The organism is Streptomyces sp. NPDC005963 (genome assembly GCF_040638655.1).
In the GTDB taxonomy this organism is placed as follows: domain Bacteria; phylum Actinomycetota; class Actinomycetes; order Streptomycetales; family Streptomycetaceae; genus Streptomyces.
The window spans coordinates 1-24957 of the sequence record NZ_JBEXVD010000008.1 but is presented as its reverse complement, the minus strand read 5'-3'; the positions used below and the strand labels follow the sequence as shown (position 1 = coordinate 24957).

The following is a 24957-nucleotide window of genomic DNA, read 5'->3' as shown; positions in this document are numbered from 1 at the left end:
CCGAAGACATCAGGAGGCCGCCATGCTGGACATCGCCGACGACCTGAACCGGTGGGTCGCACAGGGCCGTGCGTTCGCCGTGGCCACGGTGGTGGGCATCAGCGGCAGCGCACCCCGCCAACTGGGTGCGGCCCTCGCGGTGGACACCGAGGGGAACGCGATCGGCTCGGTCTCCGGGGGGTGTGTGGAAGCAGCCGTGTACGACCTGTGCCGGCAGGCGAACGAGGACGGTCGGCCGGTGCGGGAACGCTTCGACCACGACGACGAGGACGCCTTCGCGGTGGGGCTGAGCTGCGGTGGCGCGATCGACATCCTGATCACCCCGGTCCGTGCCCGGTCTTCGGGTGCCGCCCCGACGCACCCGTCGGCCGGCCCGTCCGATCCCTCGGTCGTGGTGCACGCGGCGCTCGCCGCAGCAGCGCGCGGTGAGGGCGTCGCCCTCGCCCGGGTCGTCGACGGACCACCGCCGCTGTTGGGGCGCGCGCTCCTGGCCCGCCCCGGGGGCGCCTGCGAGGGCACCCTCGGCGGCCTCCCCGCGCTGGACCGGGCCGTGGCGGCCGAAGCCGCCGTGTTGTGGGAAGCGGGCCGCACGGACACCGTCGACCTCGGCGAGGACGGCAGCCGGTGTGCCACTGCCCTGCGCATCCTGGTGGAGACGACCGGCCCCGCACCGCGCATGATCGTCTTCGGTGCGGTCGACTTCGCGGCGGCGCTGGTGCGCATCGGCAAGTTCCTCGGCTATCACGTCACCGTGTGCGATGCCCGGCCCGTCTTCGCCACCCGGGAGCGCTTCCCCGAGGCGGACGAGATCGTCGTCGCCTGGCCGCACCGCTATCTCGACGCCACCCCCACCGACTCCCGGACCGTGCTGTGCGTCCTGACCCATGACGCCAAGTTCGACATCCCTCTGCTGGTACGCGCCCTACGACGACCTGTGGCCTACGTCGGCGCGATGGGATCCCGCCGCACCCATCGGGAGCGGGACGCCCGATTGCGCGAGGCCGGACTGACCGATCGGGAGCGGGCGGGGCTGCGTAGTCCCATCGGCCTCGACCTCGGCGCCCACACCCCGGAGGAGACCGCGCTGTCCATCGCGGCGGAGATCGTCGCGGGGCGGCGGGGCGGCAGCGGCCTGCCCCTGCGGGGCGGACAGCGCCCCATCCATCACCCCCGACCAGACCACCACCCCGGACCGGACCACCCGCCCGGGGGACAGCACCCGCCGTCGGGGGACGCGTACTACGGGGCGTTGGCGTAGCCGCTCCACTGAGTGGTGGGCCCGACCGGATGGTCCGCGCTAGGCAGGGCGGCGCGCCACGACCAGCCGGCACCGGGGGCTGCCGTCCGGCAGCCGTCCCAACTCCTCCAACGGCCACAGCTCCACCGTGAATCCGGCCTCGGCGAGTTCCGTACGCACCTCGTGGAGACGGAACGTGCGGTAGTACATCACGAAGGACGGATGCCACAGCAGATTGCGCACCCGCATCGCCGCGTCGAAGGCCCACAGGGTCAGATGTGCCGGGGAACCGACGCGGGGCGGCGCCGGCAGGGGAAAGGCGAACACTCCGCCCGGCCCCAGGGCCCGATGGACCTCGGCGAAGAGCCGCGGGCGTTCCGCGGGTAGGAAGTGGCCGAACGCACCGAAGCTCACCGCCAGGTCGAAGACGCCGTCGAAGGGGAGCGCCCGGGCGTCTGCACGCACCCAGGCGGACTGCGGTCCCTCGGCCCGGGCGGGGAGGGACGATCGTGCCTCGGCGAGCATCCCCGCACTGAAGTCCACGCCGGTGATCCGATCCGTACACACCTCCCGCAGGACGCCCATGCCGGCTCCGGTGCCACAACAGAGGTCGAGGCCGTTGCGGAAGGGGCCGAGCGATCGGATGGCCGCCGTCACCGGATCGAGGATGCGGTCGGGGGTGCGGAAGGGCGTGGCGTCGAACTTGGGGGCGAGCAGGTCGTAGCCGCGCTCGATCGAGGAGAGCGCCTGCACGGTGAGTTCGCGGAGGGTGGGGCCCGAAGTGGAGAACATCGCCGCCACGGTACTGGCATCCGCACCACCGGGGTGGATGCGCACCGCTCGTTGCCTTCCCGGCGTCCACCACGGGAGCACGGGCCATGTCGGTGTCGTGCCCACGATTCCCGTCCGGCACGGCGTCGTATGAGCCGCCCTATGCATGGGTTTGGAGGGCCTGGTGCCCTCCGTCCCGTTCTGTGATGAGGACTCGGTAAACGATGAGCAAATGCGAACACGAGGACGACGTCTGCGGCTACGTTCTCTCCATGAGTGCGAAAGAGGTCCCTCACCTCAGCACGGGGTGTCGTGTGCTGCCCCCGCTCAATCGAACGGTCCTGAATGAAGGTCCGGTGGCCTGTGCGCCCCGGCCGGTGTGCACGATCGTCTGAATCCTTCTCCCGCGTCTCCGGTGATCCCACCGGAGACGTTGCGTTTTTGCTGCTCACCTTCTTGTCCCCACCTCCCCTTGGTGCGTTGTATGCCGATCCATCACAGTGAGTCCCCGCAAGCCCGGATGGCACAGAAAGGGATCAACCCGGCTCGTTCGATCACGGACGGCAACTCCTGCGGCGCCCCTCGTGCCCGATGCGTTGGCGCCGGCACTTCGTCCGGCCGTATGGTTCGGTAACGCTGAATGTTCGGTCAGCAACACTTTGCGTTGACAACAAGGACAGAGATGACCAACGTGTTGGCGATTCCTAAGCAATTGGGTCGACCTGAGCGGATGTGGGAGCGCGCCGTCGTCGTCGTACTGATCGCCGCCACCAGAACCGCCAGGCCCGTGTTCCGCCTCAGTGACTGCGCGCTCTCCTGCGCCCATTCCAACGGGGGCTGGACGCTGGCCCTCCGGCCCGACGGCAGAGCGCTCTTCTACGGCCAGGACGTGGATTGCAGCGACACGATCCACCGCGGCCCGGGCCCCGTCGACCTCCTCGCCGGCGCCCCGGAGTGGCTGCCGCACCAACGCCTCAGAGACATGAACGACGCCCATGAACTGGGGTACCTGTACTGGTGGGAGCGGGGCCACTGGAGCCGCGCCCCCTACCCCGACTTCGTCGTGGACGACGGTCTCGTCGCCTCCTGCGACGGCTACGCCGGGATCTTCGACGACCGGTCCCTCGCCAACAGCTTCGTCGATGCCGGCTACCGCGACCGGCGGGCGGCCGAGCGCTTCATCTCCCGGGTCGAGGAGGGAACCGTGAACGCCACCGCACTGCGCGACCTGATGGACTCCGCGTCCGTGTTCAGCTCCCTCCCACAAGAGCCCCGGATCTCCACCGCACTGGAGTGGGCCGCTCGACTGGGCGTCGCCGAACGACTGGTGTCGGGGCGCGCGGTGTGAACCACCCGGATGCCGGTGCGAGCCACCCCGGGTGCGCCCCGACGGCGCCCGGGGCTCACCCCAACCGCCGCCAGAACTCCAGCCGGTGCCCACGCGCGTAGTCGACCGGACCGATCGCATCGGGAGCCAGGGACTGGGTGTACGGCACCGGTGCGCCCGGTGCGTAACGCGGCCAGGGCTGCACCCCCGGGGCCGTAGCCGGCGCCCCGGTGCGGGCGAAGGCCGCCCAGTAGTCCGTCATGGTGTCCGACAGCCGCCACTGCGCGGGGGTGAAGTGCTGCCTGGCCTCGGCGTCGTCAAACACATAGGGCGTGTCACCGGCGTGAAAGGCACCGAAGTCGAAGTCGCCTGGCAGTGGAAGGTACATCGGGGCATCGCGGTCGGCGAACTCGTATGCGTACAAGGGGACGTGGCGCGACAACGCGTCATGCTGCGCCGCCGTGCCCAGCGCCCACATGCGGTCGGTGACCACCGTGGCCCAGGCCAGGGCCGGCGTGGGAAAGTCCGACAGCGGGTACTCACGGGCGACCACGGGCGCGTCGTCGCCGAACGCCGTGAGCAGCGCACGGTCGTAGTCGTCCGTGGTGAACGGTGTGCCCACCGCGTCGTACATCATCCCCACGAAGGTGCGGTGTTCGTCCAGCGTCGCACCCGACAGCACCGGCACCCGATGGAAACGGCCCGTGCCGAGGGCGAGAGGAGGCAGCTGCGGCAGCACCTCGTTGCCGTGGCCGAACGCCTGGAAGGCGTTCATGATGTGGGGCACCTTCAGGATCGTTTTCACGGGCAGGGCCCGCAGACAGCTCAGGGTCCGCGCCGAATCCGGCGAAGCGCACCCCAGCGATGCCGTCATCTCCGTACTGATGTCGCGCATCTCCTGCGCCGGACGCCAGACGTACCACGGGTATCCGGGCACCTGCGGGCCCATCATCCCCGCCGGCATGTCCATCATGCCCTCGCCGCTGGCGAGCACCGCCCGGTGGAAGAGGCCGCGTGCCCCGGGGGAGGTCAGATGGCCGGTGATGGCGGACGCCCCGAACGAAGAACCCGCCACCGTCACCCTGGCCGGGTCGCCGCCGAACGCCGCCGCATTGCGTTGCACCCAGCGCAGGGCCGCCTGCTGGTCCTGGAGCCCGAAGGTGCCCGAGCCGCGCAACCCGTGTTGTGCGTACCCTCCGAAGATCCCGAGCCGATAGTTGATCGTCACCACGACGACACCCCGGTCGGCGAGGCCACCGGCGCCGAAGAACTCGCCCCCGCCGACCGAGCCGTCACCATGGATCCACACCAGGACCGGCCGCGGACCGCGTCGGTCCTTCGGTGGGGCGGTGACATTGAGGACGAGGCAGTCCTCCTCCAGGCTGGAGATGTCGGCGTACGCGGACGGCACCTGCGGACACAGCGGGCCCGGCCGGCTCGCGTCCCGCACCCCCGACCAGGGCGGGGCCGGGCGCGGCGCCGCCCAGCGGTGGGCCCCGGTCGGCGGACCGGCGTAGGGGATGCCGAAGAAGACCCGGTTCCCACCGGAACGGACCCCGCGCACCTCGCCCGTGTCGAGCCCCACGGTGAGCCCGTCCTGCCGCAGGACCGGGGCCTCCCGGTGCGGGGTCACGCCCAGGGTGGCGGTCAGCGCCGCCGCGGTGAGGAGGGCCATGGTCCAGGCCCTTCGTCCGGTGCTCATGGGGATGTGCACTCCTTGCCTGCCGGGTCGGTGACGTCGTACGGGTGGGGCGCGCGATCTGATCTGGCGTCCGGCGTACGCAATCTGGCACCCCGACGCGGCCTCCGGCACGCGGCACGCCCGGCGCCCGGCCGGGGCCCTGCGGCAGCCACCCGAGCGGGCGGACCCCCGACCGCACCACACCGGGTGCCCCGGTGGCGCTTCACAGTCGCCAGGGCACCGCATTCTCAGGCTCGTACACGCACGAGGTTCCCGTGGAGACCGACGACTCCAAATGCGCGGCCAGCTCGGGATGGTGCTCGTGGAGCCGCCGCAACACGTCCCGGATGCGTCCGGTGACGTTCTTGCGGGCGCGCTGGGCCTCGTCACCCAGCCTGCGGGACCTGCCGCCCAACCCCACCGCCCGTCGCAGCTCGTCGATCAGGGCCTGTCGCTCCCGGTCGTACTCGGCGGCGCGCAGTGCGTCGCCGCGGGAATCCGCCCGGTCGATCTCCTCGTCGAGGCGCTCCAGCCGACTGCGGTAACGCGCCTTCGCCTCCTCGTCCAACACCGGATCACCACCGAGGGCAGCCGCCGCCACCACGACCTCACCCCCCTCGGGGTTCAGCAACTGCACCGACGGCACCGGCCGGCCCGGTCGCCCCAGCAGCCCATGGAGGTCTCTGAGCCCCTTGGCGTCCGGCACGTGGACGGTCCGGCCCGCGAACCGCAGCCGCCACACGGCGCCCTGGTGGGAGAACTCGTACGCCGGCAGCGCACCCGTGGTCCCCGGGAGCGGTGCCGATCCGGACCGGGTGGGCGGTGCCGACTCCCCGGCCCGCGCGGCGACGTGCGCCAGGCCCAACTCCTCCGCCTCCGCGCGCACATCGGCCAACAGCTCGGCCGCTCGCCCCCGATCCTCGTCGCCTCCGCGCGCCAACAGCGCCGCGGCGAGTTCGGCGCCGGCCCGCGCCGCCCAGGGCCGCGCATGGAGCCGCTCGGCGCTGCGCCGGGCCTGCGTGAACCGTACGATCGCCTCGTCCCAGCGTTCCCGGGCCGCATCCAACATCCCGACCCACAGCGCCGCGGGTCCGCTGATGTCCCAGCCGTAGGCGGAGACCAGCCACTGACCCTCGTAGGGCAGCAGATCGGCCCGGGCCCGCGCGCACTGCTCCGGGTCGCGGGTGGCTGCGGCCTGCTGGGCCTGGTAGCGCAACCACAGGGGCAGGATGCTCCGGTTGAGCACCTCGTGATCGCCCGTCCCCCGCCCGGGCCGGGGCACGGGCGCGCTCACGCGCTCGCCCCGTTCCAGGGCGGTCAGGGCGAACAGGAGCTCGGCAGTGGGATGCCCCGTAGAGCGCAGCGCCGAGTGGACCTGGTCCATGCCCCCGAACCGGCCCTGGAGCAGGGGTAGCGCCCACCGCTGATGGCTGATGAAGTACCGGTAGTAGTTCGGGCGCCGGCCGGTGAGTTCGACGGCCTCGTCGAGCAGTTCCGCAGCTTCGTCGAAGCGGCCCATGAAGGCGTGGACCACGCTGCGGTCGATGATCGACGTCATATTGCGATGGGGAGCATCGCCCGAGCGGGAGGCGGCGATCAGGGCGTGGAACTGGTCGAGATAGCACGGATCGTCCTGCTCCAACAGGGCCACCCAGCGCATGGAGGCACCGAGGTGCTCCATCCACCGGTCGCCGCGGCGCCGGGACACCGCCATCAACTCCCCTGCCAGGGATACACGTTCCGCCGTGGTGCCCGGCTCCCACACGGCGTGGAGACGGGCCCACAGCCCCAGGCGCAGGGCGTCGTCGTCCTGTGCGTCGCGGGCGGCGGCGATCACCGAGCGGGCCACGCTCCCGGCGGGATCGAGCTCCGCACCCGGCCCGTCATCGGCAGGAGCCCCGGACCGGGAGCCCAGGAGGTCCTGCGCCCACCGCAACGCCTGCACCCGCAGACCGCGCCCGTCGCCCTGACCGTCGGCCCCGTACAGGGTGAGGGCGACACGGCCCAGCAACTGCGCGTTGCCCAGGTGTTGCGCCAGTGCCGCGGCATCGGTGAAGACGAGCCAGGACTGCTCGTACTCGCCGACGAGTTGCAGTTGGAGACCGAGCTCCAGGGCGACCAGGACCCCTTGCGGGTCGGTTGCCGCGGTTACCTCGGTGCCGATGCGGTCGAGCGCACGCCGGAAGTGACCCACCGCCTCCTCGCTCGCCAACCGACCGGCCGCGAGCCGGGCCGCGGCGAGCAGGAGTTCCACGGCCGTGGTGCGCGGCAACTCCGCGCCGGCGAAATAGGCGTGCCGGGCCAGATCCGTGGTGTGCGTCGATGCGTCGGGCTTTGGCCCACCGGGAGGCTGTGGAGCGAGCAGCGCCCGTGCTGCGGCGGCGTGGAGTCTGCGCAGCCGTGGCCCGTCGAGCGAGCCGTACAGGCACTCGCGGACCAGGTCGTGGGCGAAGCCGATCCGGTCATCGCCCACCGGGGCGATGACCCGGGCCCGTCCGGCGTCCCCGAGCAGTGCATCCACGTGGGGGCGGGGGAGCGCCGTCATGATGGCGAGGACACCGGGATCGAAGCGCCCACCGAGGACGGCGGCGGCCCGGAGCAATTCGACGACGGGCTCGCCCACCAGGTCCAGCCGGTGGCGCAAGGCGTCGTGCACCCCGGGTGACACGGCCGTGACCGGATGGCCGGTGGACCACAACCGGGCGCTCTCCTCGACGAAGAAGGGATTGCCCCCGGTGTGCCGGTGCACCGTCCCGACCAGTTCCGGTGCCGGTCGTCTCCCTGCGGCACGGGTCATCAGCTCCGCCACACCGGGCGGTGCCAGTCCGGCGAGCTGGATCGTGGTGGCCTTCGCGGTCAGCGGGCTGAGCAGGGGCCGCAGCGGATGGTCGGGCCGCTCGACCTCGGTGTCCCGGTAGGTGCCCACCAGGAGGAGCCGCTCGTACCAGGCGTGTTGGGCCGCGAACTCCAGCAGGCTCAGGGAAGCGGCGTCCGCGCGGTGGAGGTCTTCGAGGACCAGCAGGACGGGACGGGACTGCGAGGTGACGATCAACAGGGTGGTGACCGCGTCGAACAGTCGGAAGCGCTCCATGTCCTCGTCGGTGGTGGCCTCGCCCAGCAGGACGGGCAGCAGTCCTGCCGCGGCCTCGGTCACCCGGGCCCACTCGTCGTCACGGGCGCTGCGCCGCAGACTGCGCACGGTCTGGGTCCAGGGCCAGTAGCCGGGGGAGCTGTCCGCGTCCCAGCAGGCTCCCCGCAGGACCAGCGCACCGGCCCGCACGGCGTCGTCGGCGGCGCGTCTCACCAGGGTCGTCTTGCCGATCCCGGCGTCCCCCGTGACGAGGACGAGGCCCCCGTGACTCACGGCGGCCCGTCCCATCAGGGTCCGCAATTGGTGAAGTTGGGTCTCTCGTTCGATGAGCGACGTCGACATGTGGAACCTCCCGGGCGGCCAGTGCTTTCATAGCCGTCGCACGCACGGGAGGCGGGCGATGTGTGCCGGGGTCACCTGTTGGGGTGAGTGCGGGGGCTGTCGACGAACGCCGCGGGTGTCGCTACGGCCTTCGAGGCCGCGGTGTTCCGCAGGGGGGATGGCCCTCAGAAGACCCGGTCGGCGGTGGTCACGTAGGCGCAGCGCCCCGCGGCGTACTCCAGGGCCATGTGGTGCTCGCGCTCCGAGAAGTCCGCGACGGCGTCGGCGACCAGGAACGCCTGGATGTCCTGCATCCAGGCGTCGCAGGCCGTCATCAGAACCCCGATGTGGGCGTAGACACCGGTGATGACGAGCTGGTCTCGGCCCTGTTCGCGGAGGAGTTCGCGCAGTTCGGTACGGACGAACGCGCTGTACTTCCACTTGGTCAGCACGGTGTCGGCCGCGGCGGGGGCGACGGCTTCGGCGATCGCTGCGGCGTCCGCGTCCGCGGGCAGGCCAGGTCCCCAGAAGTCCTGCTGGAGGCCGCGCTCCTCGGGGGTCTGCCCGCCCGGTTGCGCGGTGTACACGATCGGGACGCCCAGGCGGGTCGCCTCCTTGCGCAACGCGGCCACGTGGTGCAGCAGGGTGGTGACCGGTTCGGCCCGGGTGTCGAAGGCGGACAGGAAGTAGTTCTGGAGGTCGTGGACGAGCAGCACCGCCCGGTCCGGGTCCACCGTCCACTCCACCCGATTGGTGGGCAGCCCGTCCGTTCGGGGCATCGGATAGGGGGCGATGGCGGGCAGTGCCATGGGATGGTCCGTTTCGGTGTCGTCGGTCGTCAGGTCGGGTCGGGCGGTCGTTGGGTCGGTGCCGAGCCGGGGGCGCTGTGGAACAACAAGGCTGGGGAGCAGCTGGGACGGGGGACCGCGGCCGTCCGACCCGGGGGCCTGACGGGTCGGACGGCTGCGGCCTGCTGAGTGGCTATCCGGCCGGGTTCGGGGCCGGTGTCGCCGTACGGAGGTCCTTCTTGGACACCTTGCCCACCCCCGTCTTGGGGAAGGAGTCGACGAACACCACCCGGTCCGGCACCTTGTAGGCGGCCAGACCCCGTTCGCGTACGAACTTCTTCACGTCCAGGGCCCGCAGCGGGGCCGCGCCGGGGCGCACGATGACGTACGCGCAGGTCCGCTCGCCGAGATAGGGGTCGGGTTCGGCCACCACATTGGCGTCGTGGACGGACGGATGGGCGAGGATGTGGTTCTCCACCTCCTCGGCGGCGATCTTCTCCCCGCCCCGGTTGATCTGGTCCTTGGCGCGCCCCTCCACCACCAGATGGCCGCTCGCCGTCTGCCGGACGACATCGCCGGTGCGGTAGAAGCCGTCCTCGGTGAAGGAACGGGCGTTGTGGTCAGGGGCTCGCCAGTACCCGCGGATGGTGTACGGGCCGCGGGTCAGCAGATGGCCGGTGGTACCGGGCGGCACGTCGTTGTCCTCGTCGTCGACGATCCTGATCTCGTCGTCGGGGGAGATCGGCCGTCCCTGGGTGCTGATGACCGTCTCCAGCGGGTCGTCGAGCCGGGTGTAGTTGACCAGCCCCTCCGCCATGCCGAAGACCTGCTGGAGGGTGCATCCCAACGCGGGGCGCACCCGGCGGGCGGCCTCCTCGCTGAACTTGGCGCCGCCCACGAGCAGCACGTCCAGGCTGCTCAGGTCATAGGCGCTGCGGGGCGCGGCCTCCGTCCAGACGATGGCGAGCGGCGGCACCAGTCCGGTGATGGTGACGCCCTCGCTCTCGATCAGTCGGAACGCCACGTCCGGCACCGGTTGCGGGCAGAGCACCACCCGGCCACCGGCGTACAGCGCACCCAGGGAACCGGGTGAGGAGAGGGGGAAGTTGTGTGCGGCGGGCAGTACGCACAGGTACACGCTGTTCTCGTCGACCGCGCAGATCTCGTTGGAGCCGCGCAGCGAGTAGATGTAGTCGTCGTGGGTGCGGGGGATCAACTTGGGCACCCCGGTGCTGCCCCCGGACAGTTGGAGGAAGGCCAGTTCGTGGGGTGCGGGCCCGCCGAGACCGATCGGCGCGGACGGCACGTCCGCCAGGTCCTCGAAGTAGCCGGCGTCACCACCGGTGATGAACACGTGCTTGAGCGAGGGCGCCTCGGCGCAGGCGATGGCGGCCAGTGTCCGGTAGTCGAAGCCGTCGTGTTCGGACGGGATCACATAGGCGACGGCTTCGGTGAAGGTGCAGAAGTAGACGATCTCGCTCCTGCGGTGTGCTGGCAGTGCGAAGACGGGCAGCGCCCCGATGCGGAACAGTGCGAAGACGACCTCGAAGAACTCGGCCACGTTCGGGAGTTGTACGACGACCCGGTCGCCCTTGCTGATGCCGCGGCTGATGAATCCGGCGGCCAGCCGATCGGCGCGCAGGTCGAGTTCGCCGTAGGTCCAGGTGCGTCGACCGCCGTCCGGGCCGCCCGTCGGGTCGACGATGGCGATCCGCTCGGGGTGTTCCGCGGCCCGCTCGCGCAGCATCCTGCCGAAGGTCTCGCCCCGCCACCAGCCGGCGGCCCGGTAGCGGTCGGCGAACTCAGCCGGCCAGGTGGGGGTCTCGTACCCGAGGGACTGGTCGGAAGGTGCCAGCAGGGCTTCTGCGGGATAGGCGGTCACAGCTGGGCTCCCACTGCATTGAGGAAGGTATGGAACTTGGCCGCGGTCTCGGCCGTCTCGGCCTCCGGCTCGGACGCGGCGACCACACCGGCGCCGGCGTAGAGCCGCATGGAGCGTTCGGTGGCCTCGGCGCAGCGGATGGTGACGACCCATTCGCCGTCGCCGTCCGGGGTGCCCCAGCCGACGATGCCGGTGAAGAAGCCCCGGTCGAAGGTCTCGGTCTCGCCGATCACCTTGCGGGCGAGCGCGGTGGGCGTGCCGCACACCGCCGGGGTGGGGTGCAGGGCACAGGCGATCTCCAGTGCGGAGACCTCGGGTGCGGCGAGCACGCCGGTGACCGTCGTGGACAGGTGCCACATGGTGGCGGTCCTGATCAGGGTGGGACGCGCCGGTACGTCGATCCTGCCGCAGAACCGGGCCATGCCCTGGTGTACGGCGTCGACGACGACCGCGTGCTCATGGAGGTCCTTGGCGGACTGGAGGAGACCGGCGGCACGTCGTACGTCTTCGGCGAGGTCGGGGCTGCGCGGAATGGAGCCGGCGAGCGGGTTGGCGATGAGGAGTTCACCGCGTCGGGAGACGAGGAGTTCGGGGCTGGCGCCCAGCAGGGTGCGGCCGGGCGAGGTGGGGAGGGCGAACGTGTAGCCCGAGGGGTCGCGCCGGGCCAGCCGCTGCACCATCGGGGGGAGGTCGAGGGGGTCTGCGCTGGACAGGGTGAGCGTACGGGCCAGGACCACCTTGCTGAACTCGCCCCGCCACATGCGGTCCACGGCCGCGGCCACGCCCTTGGCGTACGTCTCGGGCTCCGGCTCGTTGCGTATCTCCCACTCGACGGCCGGAGCGCTCTCGGCGGGGAGGGCGATGAGCGGGTCGGCTGCCAGCGCGGGACCCGAGCGCACGCCCTGCGGTATGACGAGCGCCGAGGGAGCCGACTGGTCGAAGGGGATGGCGCCCATGACGAGGGGGGCCGCCTGTGAGGAACGGGCCTCGTCGAGGGCGGTCGCCACCCGGTGCGCGAGCGACTGGCTTCCTTCGGGTACGCGTTGGTGCACTCCTTGCGCGAGCAGCGTGCGGGTGGGGGTGGCGAGGAACCGGTCCCCCGGGCGGTAGGCGTCGAGAAGAGAGGTGGCCGCTCCCACTGCGGGGTGTGCCGGGGCGGCCGTCGTTCTCTGCGTGGCGACTTGGTGGGCAGCCGTCGACACGGTGACTCCTCTGTTCGATGTGAAGGGTGCGGTGTGGTGAGGGGTGCGGGGAAGGTCTCTTGCGGGTGTGGCTCCGGAGAGGAAGCGTTTCTGTCGATCGGGCCCCGGGGCCGTTCGTACGCGGCTCGGCTCGGGGCCGGCCCGCGGTCGGTTCGACACGGGAGGGATCAGCGCAGGGTGGCGCCGCCGTCGACGTACAGGTCGTGCATGGTGATCTGCCGGGCGCGGTCGGAGGCCAGGAAGACCACGGCGTCCGCGATGTCCTCGGGGTCGGCGATCCGGCCCAGGGGGATTCCGGTGCGGTAGGCGTCGGGGTGCGGATCGCCGTCGATGACCCGGGTGGGCCCCGATGCGTCGTTCCACAGGGCCCGTTGCATGGGGGTGTCGGTGGAGCCGGGCGCCACCACGTTGCAGCGGATGCCGGTGCGGGCCATCTCCAGGCCCAGACACTTGGTGAACATGACGGCGGCGGCCTTGGACGCGGCGTACGCAGCCATCTGCGGGCGCGGGATGCCCGCCGCATTGGAGGCGACGGTCACCACGCAGCCGCGGCGACGGGGAGCCATCCGGCGGACCACGGCCCGCGAGAGGTGGAAGACCCCCGTGGTGTTGACGGCGAAGGTCTCCGCCCAGTCCTCGTCGGTCAGTTCGATGGCGGGCGCGGTGCGCAGGATGCCCGCGACGTTCACCAGGACGTCCACCGGACCGAGTTCGCGCTCCACCCGGCCTACCGTCTCCTCGACCGCGTGCACGTCGGTGACGTCCAGCGGGAAGGGGGTGACGGTGCCGGCCGAAGGGCTGTCCTTGAACTCGTCGGTGAGCGTCGAGGCCAGGGCGAAGACGGTGTCGGCGGCTCGATCGGTCGCGGCGACCGTTGCGCCGAGAGCGGTCAGCGCGCACGTCACGGCTGCGCCGATGCCCTGTCCGGCGCCGGTGACGAGTGCCACGCGGCCGGCGAATTCTCCGCCGAACGCTCCGTGGTCAGGCATGAGCATCCTCCTCGTTATTAGGTGAGCCTAACCTAAGTTCAGCCATTGGCCCACCCTGGTACTCATCACGTCCGGGACGGGGCGAGGACAGGCAACTGGCCGGCCGCCGGAAGGACTTCCGAGGGCCGGTGCGCGAGGGCGCGCCCCTGGCCCAGGGGAGAGATCCCGCCAGCCCACGCCCCGGCGTCCCGTCGATCCGGGCACGGCGGAGTCGTTCCGAACGGGGGCGAGGGGCCCGACCGTGCGCCGGCGGACCGCGGGGGCGATGCCCGGAGTCCGGCACCGCCCCCGCACACGGCTCAGACCGTCCGCGCAGCCCCCAGGGCCGCATCCAGCACCGGACCGATCACCGCCAGCTGCTCCGGGTCCATCAGCTCGTCGTGCGAACAGTCCAGGACGTGTTCGGTGAGCGCACCGGTCAGATACTTCGGCCACACCCGTTGGGGCGCGTCCTCGGCGTCCGTCGTACGGGCGGCGGTGAAGAACACCACATCGCCCGTGTAGTGACGGGACGAACTGCGCGACAGCAATCGGACGCAGTGCACATTGGTGTCCACGATCGCACCGAGCAGTTCGTCGTCGAAGCCGGCCAACAAGCCCTGGCTGTCCCGGATGGCCGCCATCGCCTCCTCCGTGCTGACGGCACCCGCAGCGGGCTCGCCGCCGGATGCCCCCTCGGCCCCGAGGCCGGCGACCGACAACAGGAAACCGCTCTCCTCCCGCTCCAACTGCTCGCGCCACTCGGGGGCGTCCACGAAGGCCCAGTCCTCCGTCTCCGGCGGATAGGCGTCCAGCAGACCGAGGAACGCCACCTCCTCGCCACGCTCCTGGAGCAGCGCCGCCAGCGTGTGCGCCACCGTCCCGCCGAAGGAGTACCCCACGAAGTGGTACGGGCCCTGCGGCTGCACGGTACGGATCTCGGTCAGGTAGACCTCCGCGAGGGCCGTGACGTCGTCCACGTCCGGCAGCGCGCCCGTGAGACCGGGCGACTGCACCCCGTACACCGGACGGGCCGGGTCGAGATGCCGCAACAGCCCCGTGTACTGCCAGCTGAAGCCGGACGCCGGATGGAAACAGAACAACGGCTCCCGCGTGCCGCGCTCCCGCAGGGGCATCACCATCCGCAGTGCGTCGCGTCGGGCGTCCGAGCCGATCCGGGTCGCGATGTCGGCGACCGTCGGCGCGGACATCACCGTTGCGACCTGCACCGGCACGCCCAGTTCCGCCCTGATCCGGCCGACCAGGCGCATCGCCAGCAGCGAGTGCCCGCCCAACTCGAAGAAGTTGTCCTCCACCCCGACCCGCTCCAGGCCCAGCACCTCGGCGAAGACCCGGCACAGCAACTCCTCGCGGGCGTCCTTGGTCCCGCGCCCACCGCCACCGTCGCCGAAGTCCGGCACCGGCAGCGCGGCGTGGTTCACCTTGCCGTTGACCGTGAGCGGCATCGCCGCCACGGCGACGAACGCCGACGGCACCATGTACTCGGGCAGCGCCGCGGAGAGCCTCTCCCGCAGTCGTGCCGGCTCGATGTCCCGCGGGTCGGCGTCGCTCGCGGCGACGGTGTAGGCCACCAGCCGCTTGACCCCCGCCGCGCTGGTGTGGACCACCACGGCAGCCGCGGCCACCCCCGGCGCGCCGGCCACCGCGGACTCGATCTCGCCCAGTTCGATGCGGTAGCCCCGGATCTTCACCTGGTGGTCCGTGCGCCCCAGGTAGTCGATCGCCCCGTCGGACCGCCACCGCACCAGGTCGCCCGTCCGGTACATCACCGTGCCCGGTGCGCCGAACGGGTCGGCGACGAACCGCTCGGCCGTCAACGCCGGCCGCTCGAAGTAGCCGCGAGCCAGCCCGGCACCCGCGAGGTACAACTCGCCCGGCACCCCGACCGGCACCGGCCGCAACGCACTGTCCAACACGTACGCACGGGTGTTGTAGATCGGCCGGCCGACGCACGAGCGGACGCTGTCGGCCACGTCCGCGCCCAGCGCGTTGATCGTGTACTCGGTGGGCCCGTACAGGTTGTAGCCCATCGTGCCTTCGGTGTCCGCCAACAGTGACCACAGGGCGTCCGGCACGGCCTCGCCGCCGAGCAGCACCAACAGCGGCCGGTGCCGGTCCTCGTCCAACAGTCCGGCGTCGATCAACTGCTGTCCGTACGACGGGGTCACATTGACCACGTCGATGCCGACCCGGTCGTAGTGGGCGGTCAACGCGGACGGGTCCAGCCGGAGCTCCTCGCCGATGACGTGCACCTCATGGCCGTCGATCAGCCAGAAGAACTCCTCCCATGACATGTCGAAGGCGAACGACACCGTGTGGGCGACCCGCAGCGGCCGACCCGCGGCCCGCTCACCGGCCCGTTCGATCGCCGGGGCGAAGATCCGCTCACGATGGTTGAGCAGCATGTTCGTGAGACCCGCGTACGGCACCACCACACCCTTGGGGCGCCCGGTGGAGCCCGAGGTGTAGATCAGATAGGCGGGATGGGCACCATCGCGCGGACCGGTCAGCTCCGAATCCGCCAGGGGCCCTCCGGGCAGCGCCGCCAATTCCGACTCCGTCCGCGCGGAGTCCAGGGCCAGCAGGGGAACTCCGGTCAGGGCCGGGCCGCGGGCATTGGTGACCAGGCACAGCGGACGGGCGTCCGCCACCATGGTCGCGAGCCGCTCCACCGGATGGTCCAGGTCCAACGGCAGATAGGCGGCACCCGTCTTCAGCACCGCGAACAGCGCCACCACGAAGTCCGCCGACCGCGGCAGCCCCAGCGCCACCACCTGCTCCGGCCCGGCGCCCCGGGCCACCAGGGCCCGCGCCAGGCGGTTCGCCCGCTCGTCCAACTCGGCGTAGGTCAGCCGCTCCGCGTCGAAGACCAGGGCCGTCGCCTGCGGAGTGGCCCGTGCCTGGGCACCGAAGAGGTCCACCACCGAGATGTCCGGGACCTCGTAGCCCAGATCACTGCCCGTGGCGAGCAGCTCCGCACGCTCGTCGCCCAGGAGCGTGGCCAACCGCCCGACGGGCGCCGCCCCGCCGTCGGCCAACTGCTCCACCAGCAGGGTGAGCCGCCCGGCGAGCCGCTCCGCCTCCTCGTGCCCGTAGAGGTCCGGCCGGTACGCCAGGCTCAGCTCCAGCGCCCGTTCCGGGGTGACCGCGAGGGTGAGCGGATAGTGGGTGCCGTCGACACTGTGCGTCCAACCGATCTGATGGCGCTCCACGGCCTCCAAGCGCGCCGCGTCGTCCAACGGCGTGTTGCGGAACACGTACAGCGTGTCGAAGAGCTGACCGACACCGCTGAGCTGCTGGATGCGACCGAGCCCCAGATAGTGGTGCGGCAGTAGCTTTGCGTGTTCCTGCTGGACGCGCACCAGCAGGTCCCGCAGCGGCTCGGCCGGATGCAACGACACCCGGAACGGCAGGGTGTTCATGAACATGCCGATCATCTGGTCCACTCCGGCGATCTCCGCCGGGCGCCCCGAGACCGTCGCGCCGAACACCACGTCGTCGCGTCCCGTCATCCCCGACAGGGCCAGCGCCCACGCCGTGGACAGCACCGTGTTGAGGGTGACCCCACTGCCGCGTGCGAAGCTCCGCAGCCGATCGCTGGTCACCTCGTCGAGGACGACCTCCACCACATCGGCCGTCACCGGCTCGCGCGTCGGATCGACGGGCGCCACCAGCGTCGCCTGGTCCAGCCCCGAGAGATGGTTCCGCCAGGCAGCCGCCGCGGCCTCGTCATCCGTACCGGCGAGCCAGCGCAGATAGTCGCGGTACGGAGTGACGGGGGCCAGCCCTTCGATGTCGCCGCCCCGCGCGTACAGCGCGAACAGCTCCTCGAAGAACAACGACTCCGACCAGCCGTCCGTCAGGATGTGATGTTGTGTCAGACACAGCATCCAACGGTCCTCGGCGAACTTGATCAGCGTCACCCGCAGCAGCGGCGGATCCGCCAGATCGAACCGCGTGGCCGCGTCCGCCAACGAGAAGTCCTGCAACGCCGCGTCCTGTGCCTCCCGGTCCAGGCCGGTGAAGTCCACCTCCCGCCATGGCACCTCCCAACGGGCCGGCACCACCTGCACCGGCCCGTCCAACCGGTCGTGCCAGAAGCCCGAACGCAGATTGGGATGCCGCCGCAGCAGCGCGTCGACCGAGGCCCGCAGTGCGGTCGTGTCCACCGCGTGCAGCAACTCGACGAAGTTCTGCATCAGATAGACGTCCAACGCCCTGTCGTCGTAGACGGCGTGGAAGTACAACCCCTCCTGGAGGGGGGAGAGCGGCAGGATCTCCTCGGCGTCCGTAAAGGCGGCATCGACCACCGCGCGTTGTGCCTCGTCCAGGGTCACCAGCGGCCCCGAGACCGCAGCCCGCTCCGAACGCTCCCCGTTGGACGCGACCCGGGCGAGCCCCGCCACCGTACGACGCTCGAACACATCGCGCGGAGTGAGGACCAACCCCTCCTTGCGCGCCCGGGTCACCAGCTGGATCGAGACGATGCTGTCCCCGCCCAGAGCGAAGAAGTCGTCGTCGACACCCGCCGACTTCAGCCCAAGGACCTCGGCGAACACCCGGCACAGCGCCTCCTCGCGCTCATCGGCCGGTGCCCGCGAACCCTGCGCACCGCTCAGCTCAGGAGCGGGCAGCCGGGACCGGTCCAACTTGCCGTTCACGTTGGTGGGCAGCTCGGCCAGGACCACGACCGCCGCCGGCACCATGTACTCCGGCAGCGCTGCGGCCAACTGCCCCCGCACATCGGACGGATCGACAGCCCCCGTCACATAGCCCACGAGCCGCTTCACCCCCGGTGCGTCCTCGCGCACCACCACGGCCGCCGTCAGCACCCCGGCCACCCCCGAGAGCGCCGCCTCCACCTCGCCGAGCTCGATCCGGAACCCCCGGATCTTCACCTGGTCATCGGCACGGCCCAGGAACTCCAACTGGCCGTCGCCCCGCAACCGTACGAGATCGCCCGTACGGTACATCCGACCCCCGGCCGGACCGTACGGGTCGGCGAGGAAACGCTCCGCGGTGAGCGCATGTCGGCCGAGATAGCCTCGCGCCGTCCCCGCGCCCGCCAGATACAGCTCGCCGACCGTCCCGGGCGGCGCCGGACGCAACGCGGCATCCAACACGTACGCCGAGGTGTTCCCGATCGGCCGGCCCACCACCGGGGCCGTACCGTCGGCGAGATCCGCCGCCAGGGCGTCCACGGTGTACTCGGTCGGCCCGTACAGATTCACCGACATCACACCGCTGGCCGCCCGCACCTGCGACCACAGCACGTCCGGCACCGCCTCGCCGCCCAACAGCAGCAACGCCGGCCGGTGCGCATCCGCCGACAGCAACCCCCACTCCAACAACTGCTGCGCATACGTCGGCGTGACGTCCATGGCGTCGATCCGCCGCTCGCGCACATAGCGCACCACGAACTCCGGATCACGCCGCTCCACCTCGTCGAGCACATGCAACTCATGCCCGGCGACCAGCCAGAACAACTGCTCCCACGAGGTGTCGAAACTGAACGACGCGGTGTGCAGGGCCCGCATCCCCCGCCCGGAGACGGCCGCCACCACCGGGGCGAACACCGTTTCCACATGGTTGGCGTAGAGGTTCGCCAACCCGCCGTGGGTGAGCACCACACCCTTGGGACGCCCCGTGGAACCCGAGGTGTAGATCACATACGCCGGACTCTGCGGATCCACCGGGGACGGGATGAACCCCGAACCGATCGCCGACAGCTCCGCCGCCGTCCACGCACTGTCCAGCACGATCCGCTCCGGCACGCAGTCGGCCGGCAGCAGCCCGAGGGCCGCCGTCGTCGTCAACACGCACACCGGCGCCGCGTCCTCGATCATGTACGCCAAGCGGTCCGCCGGATAGTCCAGATCGAGCGGCAGATAGGCGCCGCCCGCCCGCAACACCGCCAGGATCGCCACCACGGAATCCGCAGACCGAGGCACCGCGAGCGCCACCACCGACTCCGACCCCACCCCCCGTGCCGCGAGCAGCCCCGCCAGGCGCGCCACCCGCTCCTCCACCTCGGCGAACGTCCAGGCAGTCGTCCCGGACACCACCGCGACCGCATCCGGTGCCAGAGCCGCCCGCTCGGTGAACCGGTCCGCCACCGTGCCCACGGGCACGGTCCGCACAGGTCCGCTCCAGCCGTCCCGCAACTGCTGCGACTCGGCAGCCGTCAACAGGTCCAACGCACCCACCGGAGCGTCCACGTCCCCGCCGAGCTGCTCCAGCACCCGCTCCAGCCGATCCGCGATCGCCGCGGCCCCGCGCTCGTCGAAGAGATCGGGCCGGTACTCCAACTGGAGGTGCGCCCGCTCCTCCAGGGACACGGCCAGCGTCAGCGGATAGTGCGTGGCATCGCGCGCCTGCACATCGGTGACGCGCAACCCGTCCGACAACACGGGACGGGCATCCGGATCCACCGGATAGTTCTCGATGACCACCAGCGTGTCGAACAGCTCCGCAACACCCGACTGCTTCTGGATCAGCCGCAGCCCCAGATGGTGATGGGCGAGCAGGGCGTTCTGCTCGTCACGGAACCGCCGCAACAGAGCGGACACGCTCTCGGCCGGCCGCAATGACACCCGCACCGGAACCGTGGTGATGAACAGCCCCACCATCGACTCCACACCCGGGATCTCGTCCGGCCGCCCCGACACCGTCAGCCCGAACACCACGTCGTCCCGGCCGGTCAGCCCACCGACCACCAGCCCCCAGGCGCACTGGATCAGAGTGCTCGGAGTGGTCCCCAGCCGGCGCGCCGCCGCTGTCAGCCGGGCGGTGGCGTCCTGCGTCAGCTCCACCCCCACCGTGCCCGGACGCACCGACGAACGCGAGGGATCGACGGGCGCGACCAGAGCCGGCTCGTCGAAGGACTCCAACGCCGTGCGCCACGCACGCTCCGCCGCCGGCCGGTCCTGCCGCTTCAACCACTGGAGGTAGTCACGGTAGGGACGCACCGGGGCGAGTGCCGAAAGGTCCGAGTCGCTCTCGTACAGGGCCAGCAGATCCCCCACCAGCAGGGGCATCGACCACCCGTCGACCAGGATGTGGTGCACGGTGATGATCAGACGGTGGTCACCGGCGCCGATGCGGGCCAACACCAGCCGGAGCAACGGCGGCCGGTGCAACGCGAAACGCTGCGCCAACTCCTCCCGCTCCAACCGGCGCAGCGCCGCCGCCGGATCCGTGCCCCCTGTGCCCTTCGCGCCCCGTACGGCGTCCGACAGATCCACCCGGGTGAGGGATATCTTCAGCGCCGACGGAATGAACTGAACCGGCTGGGGCACGCCCTCGTGCCAGAAGCCCGCGCGCAGATTGGGGTGTCGGCGCAGCAGCGCCGCCGCCGCGCGATCCATCCGCTCGGCGTCCACCTCCCCGGCCAGCGCGACCGTCACCTGAACCGTGTACACATCGGTGCCGTCCGCCTCCGGACCCCCGTACACCGAGTGGAACAACATGCCCTGCTGCAAGGGGGACAGCGGAAGCATGTCCTCGATACGAGCCTGCGTCACTGCTGGTCCCTCCACATTGCTTCGAGCATGGTGATCTGGTCCTGGTCGAGGTCGACCAGGTCGAGGTCCGAGGGCGTGTGGCCCCCGGCAGTGTCCCCGTCCGCCCAGGCGGCCAGGGCGTCCAGGGCGGTCAGCCAACCGTCCGCGATCTCGCTGACGGTCGTCTGCGGCAGGGCGTCGCCCGCCCAGATGAAGGAGGCGGTCAACCGCGGCCCCTCCGCGCCGGCGACGATCTCGGCATTGATCTCCAGGGCGTGGGAGAGCGGAGTCGCAGGGTCGGGCCGCACCGCGACTGCGTCCGACTCACCGGCCGGCCCCCAGTCGGATTCAACGACGTCCGCCGTCTGCCGACCCAGGTAGTTCCACAACACTTCAGGGCGGGCGCCCGCATCGAACAGTCGAGCCGTCGCCGCGTTGGCGTACCGCAGCAGTCCGGCGCCCACACCTTGGTCGGGCACCGCCCGCAGCAGCTCCTTGACCTCCTTCAGAGCGGCCCCGGCATCCTCCTGACCTGCAAGGACGGCCACCGGATCATAGGCGCCCGCGCCCAGCCGCAGCGGATACAGACTGGTGAACCAGCCGACCGTGCGCGTCAGGTCTGCACCCGGCAGCAACTCCTGCTCCCGGCCGTGGCCCTCCAACTCCACGGCCACACCGCCGCCACCGGCCGAGCGTCCGGCACGCGCCGCCCAATCGCCCACGGCCAGTGCCAACGCCGTCAGGAGCGTGTCGTTGACCGTGCCGTGGAACGCCGAAGGCACCGCCTCCAACAGGGGCGCCGTACGCTCCGCCGACAGCTCCACCGTCAACTCGCGCGCACTGGCCACGGTGTCCCGGTCGGCACGGAGCGGCCGTTCGGTCAGCAGCCGTTCGCACACGTCCGCGTCCAACCAGCGCTCCAGCTCCGCCAGTCGGCGCGGATGGTGCGCCTCCGCCAGCAGATGGGTGTTCCAGGCGCGCAGCGACGTACCCACCGGATCCAGTACGGGGGTCCGGCCCGCAGCCACGGCCTCATGCGCGTCCCGGAGGTCCGGCAGCAGGATCTGCCAGGACACCTCGTCCACCACCAGATGGTGGGCGATCAGCAGCAGCCTGTCGGATGCTCCCGGGCCGCGATCGAAGCGGACCGCCCGCACCATCCGGCCTGCGACCGGATCGAGACCGGCACCGGCCCGCACCGAAGCATCGGCGATCAGCTCGCGCAGCGCTTCACCGTCGAGGGCCACGCCGTCCGCACCCACCGCAGGGACGGTGTGGAAGCAGGCGCCCGCGTCGACCGTGCCGCGGGGGCGGACCTCAGCCGCCCAGAGCCCCGGCCGCGGGACGGACAGGACCTGCCGCAAGCCGTCGTGGTGGTCCAGCACGGCCTGGAGCGCAGCAGTCAGATGCTCGTCGCGCACCCCGGCGGGCAGGACCATCAACCGCGACTGGGCGAAGCGTTCGAACGGCCCACCGCGGGAGGCGAACCACTGCGCGATCGGCGGCAGCGGCAGTGCTCCCACACCGTCGTCCACCGGGCGTGCAGTGGGAACCGAACCGTTTGCCACCGTGGCGACGGAGACCAGTTGTGCCGGCGTCGGGTGCTGGAAGACCTGCCGTGCGGTGATGGTCACCCCGGCCTTGCGGGCCAGGCTCACCAACCGGATGGAGACGATGCTGTCGCCGCCGAGTTCGAAGAAGTTGTCGTCCGGCCCGACCGCGGGCCTGCCGAGCACCTCTCCCATCAACCGGGTGAGCACCGCCAACGGCCCCTCACCCGCCCGCACCGGTGTGGACGGGGACGCTGCCACCACCGGTTCCGGCGCCGGCAGCGCACGCCGGTCCAGCTTGCCGTTCACCGTGGTCGGCAGGGCATCGAGGGACAGGAACACCGACGGGACCATGTACTCCGGCAACCGCCGGGCCGCCCTGAGCCGCAGCCCGTCGAGGTCCACCGCGGCACCGGCCACCGGGACCGCGTACGCCACGAGCCGGCGCACCCCCGGCAGATCCTCCCGGACCACGACCACCGCGTGCGCCACCTCGGGCGCGTCCGCCAGTACGGCTTCGATCTCACCCAACTCGATCCGGAAGCCGCGCAGCTTCACCTGGTCGTCGGCGCGGCCGAGGTACTCCAACTGTCCGTCGTGCCGCCAGCGCGCCAGATCGCCCGAACGGTACATCCGACTGCCCGGAGCACCGAACGGGTCCGCGACGAACCGCTCCGACGTCAGCGCGGCCCGTGCCACATAGCCCCGCGCGAGCTGTGCGCCCGCCAGATAGAGCTCGCCCGCGACGCCCGGTGCCACCGGGCGCAGACCGGCGTCCAACACGTACACCCTGGTGTTCCACACGGGTGACCCGATCGGCGCCGAAGCGGCATCGGCGGCCGATGAACCGGGAGGGCAGGAGAAGGCGGTGACGTCCACCGCGGCCTCCGTCGGACCGTAGAGGTTCTCCAGGGTGACCGTGCCCCGCCCGGCGGACTCGTGGAACCGGGCCACCAGATCGCCCGGCAGGGCCTCGCCACTGCACACCACCAGTCGGAGCGAGGGGCAGGACGACACCTCCATCTCACCGAGGAACGCCTGCAACATCGAGGGGACGAAGTGCAGCACACTGATCTGCTGCTCGCGGATCAGGGCGGCCAGATACTCCGGGTCCTTGTGGCCGTCGGGTCGGGCGATCACCAACGGATGGCCCTCCGCGAGCGGCCAGAACAACTCCCACACCGACACGTCGAAGCTCGCCGGTGTCTTGTGGAGCACCCGGTCGTGGGCGGTGAGTCCGTAGGCGCCCTGCATCCAGCGCAGCCGGTTCACGATCGCACCCTGGGAGACCAGGACGCCCTTGGGACGGCCGGTGGACCCGGAGGTGAAGATGACGTACGCGGGGTGGTGGGGCCGGAGCGGTGTGATCCGTTCGGTGTCGTCGACCTCGTGGCCGGGCAGGGAGGCGAGCTCAGCGCTGATGCCCGGCGCATCCAGCACGATCGGCTCCACCCCGGTGGGGAGGGTGGTCAGCGCGGCGCGTTCGGTGATTACACAGACGGGGTCGGCCGTGTCCAGCATGTACCCCAGCCGGTTGCCCGGCAGTTCCAGGTCGAGCGGCAGATAGGCGCCACCGGCACGGACCACCGCATGAATCGCCACCAACAGGTCGAACGACCTGGGCAGCGCGACACCGACCACCGACTCGGGGCCGACTCCCCGACCGATCAGCAGTCTGGCGAGCCGGTTCACCCGGGCATCGAACTCCACTCGGGACAGCTCGGCGCCCTCGTGGACCAGTGCGGGCCGGGAGGAGGCCGCCGCGCTGCCTGCGGACACCAACGCCGCGAGGGTGTCAGGTCCACTCAGCTCCCTGTCGGTGTCGTTCCACTCCGTGAGCACGCGCCGTCGCTCGGCGGGCTCCAACACCTCGATCTCTCCGACAACCACCGTCGGGTCGGCGGCCACCGCGTCCAGCAGGCGCAACAGTCGACCGGTGAGCGCTTCAGCGGTGGACCGGTCGAAGAGGTCGGTCGCGTACCGGATGCCGCCCGACAGCTTCCCACCGCCGTCAGCGGCGGCGAAGGCCACCTCCAGATCCACCTTCGATCCACCGATCTCCAGCGGCACTTCCTCGGCGGGCAACCCGAGGAACTCGTCCACATCGGACTCCACGGCGTAGTACGTCACCATGGTCTGGAACAGCGGATTGCGCGAACGCGAACGTTCCGGGTCGACCGCCTCCACCACCGCTTCCAACGGCAGGTCCGCATGGGCGAAGGCGGTCAGGCCCGCGTCCCGCACGCGCTCCACCAACTCGGTGAAGGTCGGGGCGCCCGACACGTCCGCCCGTACCACCAGCGTGTTGAGGAAGAAGCCGATGAGGTGGTCGAGCGCCTCGTCCTGACGGCCGGAGACGGGGGTGCCGAGGGGGATGTCGTCGCCTGCGCCGAGCCGGTGGAGCAGGGCCGCCACCGCGGCGTGCACCACCATGAACATGGTCGCGCCCGAGTCGCGGGCGATCCTGGTCAGCCCCTGGGCAGTCTCCTCGGACACCGCGAACGCCACCACATCGCCGTTCTGGCTGGGTGTGGGGGGTCGGGGTCGGTCGGTGGGGAGGGGGATTTCTTCGGGGAGGTGGGTGAGTGTGGTGTGCCAGTGGTGGGTTTGGTGGGT

Annotated in this window: 11 protein-coding genes; 2 read left to right on the top strand and 9 right to left on the bottom strand. The window is 71.2% G+C overall.

All coding sequences use genetic code 11. The features are described from left to right. Positions 1-22 precede the first annotated feature (22 nt). Positions 23-1258, top strand: a complete 1236-nt coding sequence (locus tag ABZ348_RS13960) for an XdhC/CoxI family protein (RefSeq protein WP_358932644.1) — start codon at positions 23-25, stop codon at positions 1256-1258. Between the two features lie 39 nt (positions 1259-1297). Here the strand turns inward: ABZ348_RS13960 and ABZ348_RS13955 are convergent, their stop codons facing one another. Continuing rightward, a complete protein-coding gene (locus ABZ348_RS13955; protein ID WP_358932643.1) occupies positions 1298-2029 on the bottom strand; it encodes a class I SAM-dependent methyltransferase in 732 nt (243 codons plus the stop codon). A gap of 661 nt (positions 2030-2690) precedes the next feature. On the opposite strand from ABZ348_RS13955, the gene ABZ348_RS13950 reads away from it, so the two are divergent. Beyond that, positions 2691-3356, top strand: a complete 666-nt coding sequence (locus ABZ348_RS13950; RefSeq protein WP_358932642.1) for a hypothetical protein — start codon at positions 2691-2693, stop codon at positions 3354-3356. A 55-nt stretch (positions 3357-3411) separates the two neighbouring features. Here the strand turns inward: ABZ348_RS13950 and ABZ348_RS13945 are convergent, their stop codons facing one another. The 8 genes from ABZ348_RS13945 to ABZ348_RS13910 form a co-directional block, all read right to left on the bottom strand. After that, positions 3412-5037 (bottom strand): carboxylesterase family protein, encoded by a 1626-nt coding sequence (locus ABZ348_RS13945; protein ID WP_358932640.1) that lies wholly within the window; start codon positions 5035-5037, stop codon positions 3412-3414. A 202-nt stretch (positions 5038-5239) separates the two neighbouring features. After that, the gene (locus ABZ348_RS13940) at positions 5240-8449 is read right to left on the bottom strand and encodes an AAA family ATPase (protein WP_358932638.1); all 3210 of its coding nucleotides are present in this window, start codon (positions 8447-8449) and stop codon (positions 5240-5242) included. A 164-nt stretch (positions 8450-8613) separates the two neighbouring features. Further along, positions 8614-9237: an isochorismatase family protein gene (locus ABZ348_RS13935; protein WP_358932637.1), complete on the bottom strand. Its 624-nt coding sequence runs from the start codon at positions 9235-9237 to the stop codon at positions 8614-8616. Between the two features lie 172 nt (positions 9238-9409). Next, complete coding sequence (locus tag ABZ348_RS13930; protein ID WP_358932967.1) at positions 9410-11071, bottom strand: (2,3-dihydroxybenzoyl)adenylate synthase; 1662 nt, start codon at positions 11069-11071, stop codon at positions 9410-9412. A 23-nt stretch (positions 11072-11094) separates the two neighbouring features. Next, positions 11095-12300, bottom strand: a complete 1206-nt coding sequence (locus ABZ348_RS13925; RefSeq protein WP_358932635.1) for an isochorismate synthase — start codon at positions 12298-12300, stop codon at positions 11095-11097. Between the two features lie 167 nt (positions 12301-12467). Further along, positions 12468-13289 (bottom strand): 2,3-dihydro-2,3-dihydroxybenzoate dehydrogenase, encoded by an 822-nt coding sequence (locus tag ABZ348_RS13920; RefSeq protein ID WP_358932633.1) that lies wholly within the window; start codon positions 13287-13289, stop codon positions 12468-12470. A 299-nt stretch (positions 13290-13588) separates the two neighbouring features. Then, positions 13589-20812, bottom strand: a complete 7224-nt coding sequence (locus ABZ348_RS13915; protein ID WP_358932631.1) for an amino acid adenylation domain-containing protein — start codon at positions 20810-20812, stop codon at positions 13589-13591. Beyond that, a partial coding sequence (locus ABZ348_RS13910) for an amino acid adenylation domain-containing protein (protein WP_358932629.1) occupies positions 20809-24957 on the bottom strand: 4149 nt, incomplete at its 5' end. The genes ABZ348_RS13915 and ABZ348_RS13910, both read right to left, overlap by 4 nt.

Bases quoted from the DNA above. Each gene is read 5' to 3' on its own strand.
- ABZ348_RS13960 (WP_358932644.1), top strand. From the start codon at position 23: ATGCTGGACATCGCCGACGACCTGAACCGGTGGGTCGCACAGGGCCGT.
- ABZ348_RS13955 (WP_358932643.1), bottom strand. From the start codon at position 2,029: ATGTTCTCCACTTCGGGCCCCACCCTCCGCGAACTCACCGTGCAGGCG.
- ABZ348_RS13950 (WP_358932642.1), top strand. From the start codon at position 2,691: ATGACCAACGTGTTGGCGATTCCTAAGCAATTGGGTCGACCTGAGCGG.
- ABZ348_RS13945 (WP_358932640.1), bottom strand. From the start codon at position 5,037: ATGAGCACCGGACGAAGGGCCTGGACCATGGCCCTCCTCACCGCGGCG.
- ABZ348_RS13940 (WP_358932638.1), bottom strand. From the start codon at position 8,449: ATGTCGACGTCGCTCATCGAACGAGAGACCCAACTTCACCAATTGCGG.
- ABZ348_RS13935 (WP_358932637.1), bottom strand. From the start codon at position 9,237: ATGGCACTGCCCGCCATCGCCCCCTATCCGATGCCCCGAACGGACGGG.
- ABZ348_RS13920 (WP_358932633.1), bottom strand. From the start codon at position 13,289: ATGCCTGACCACGGAGCGTTCGGCGGAGAATTCGCCGGCCGCGTGGCA.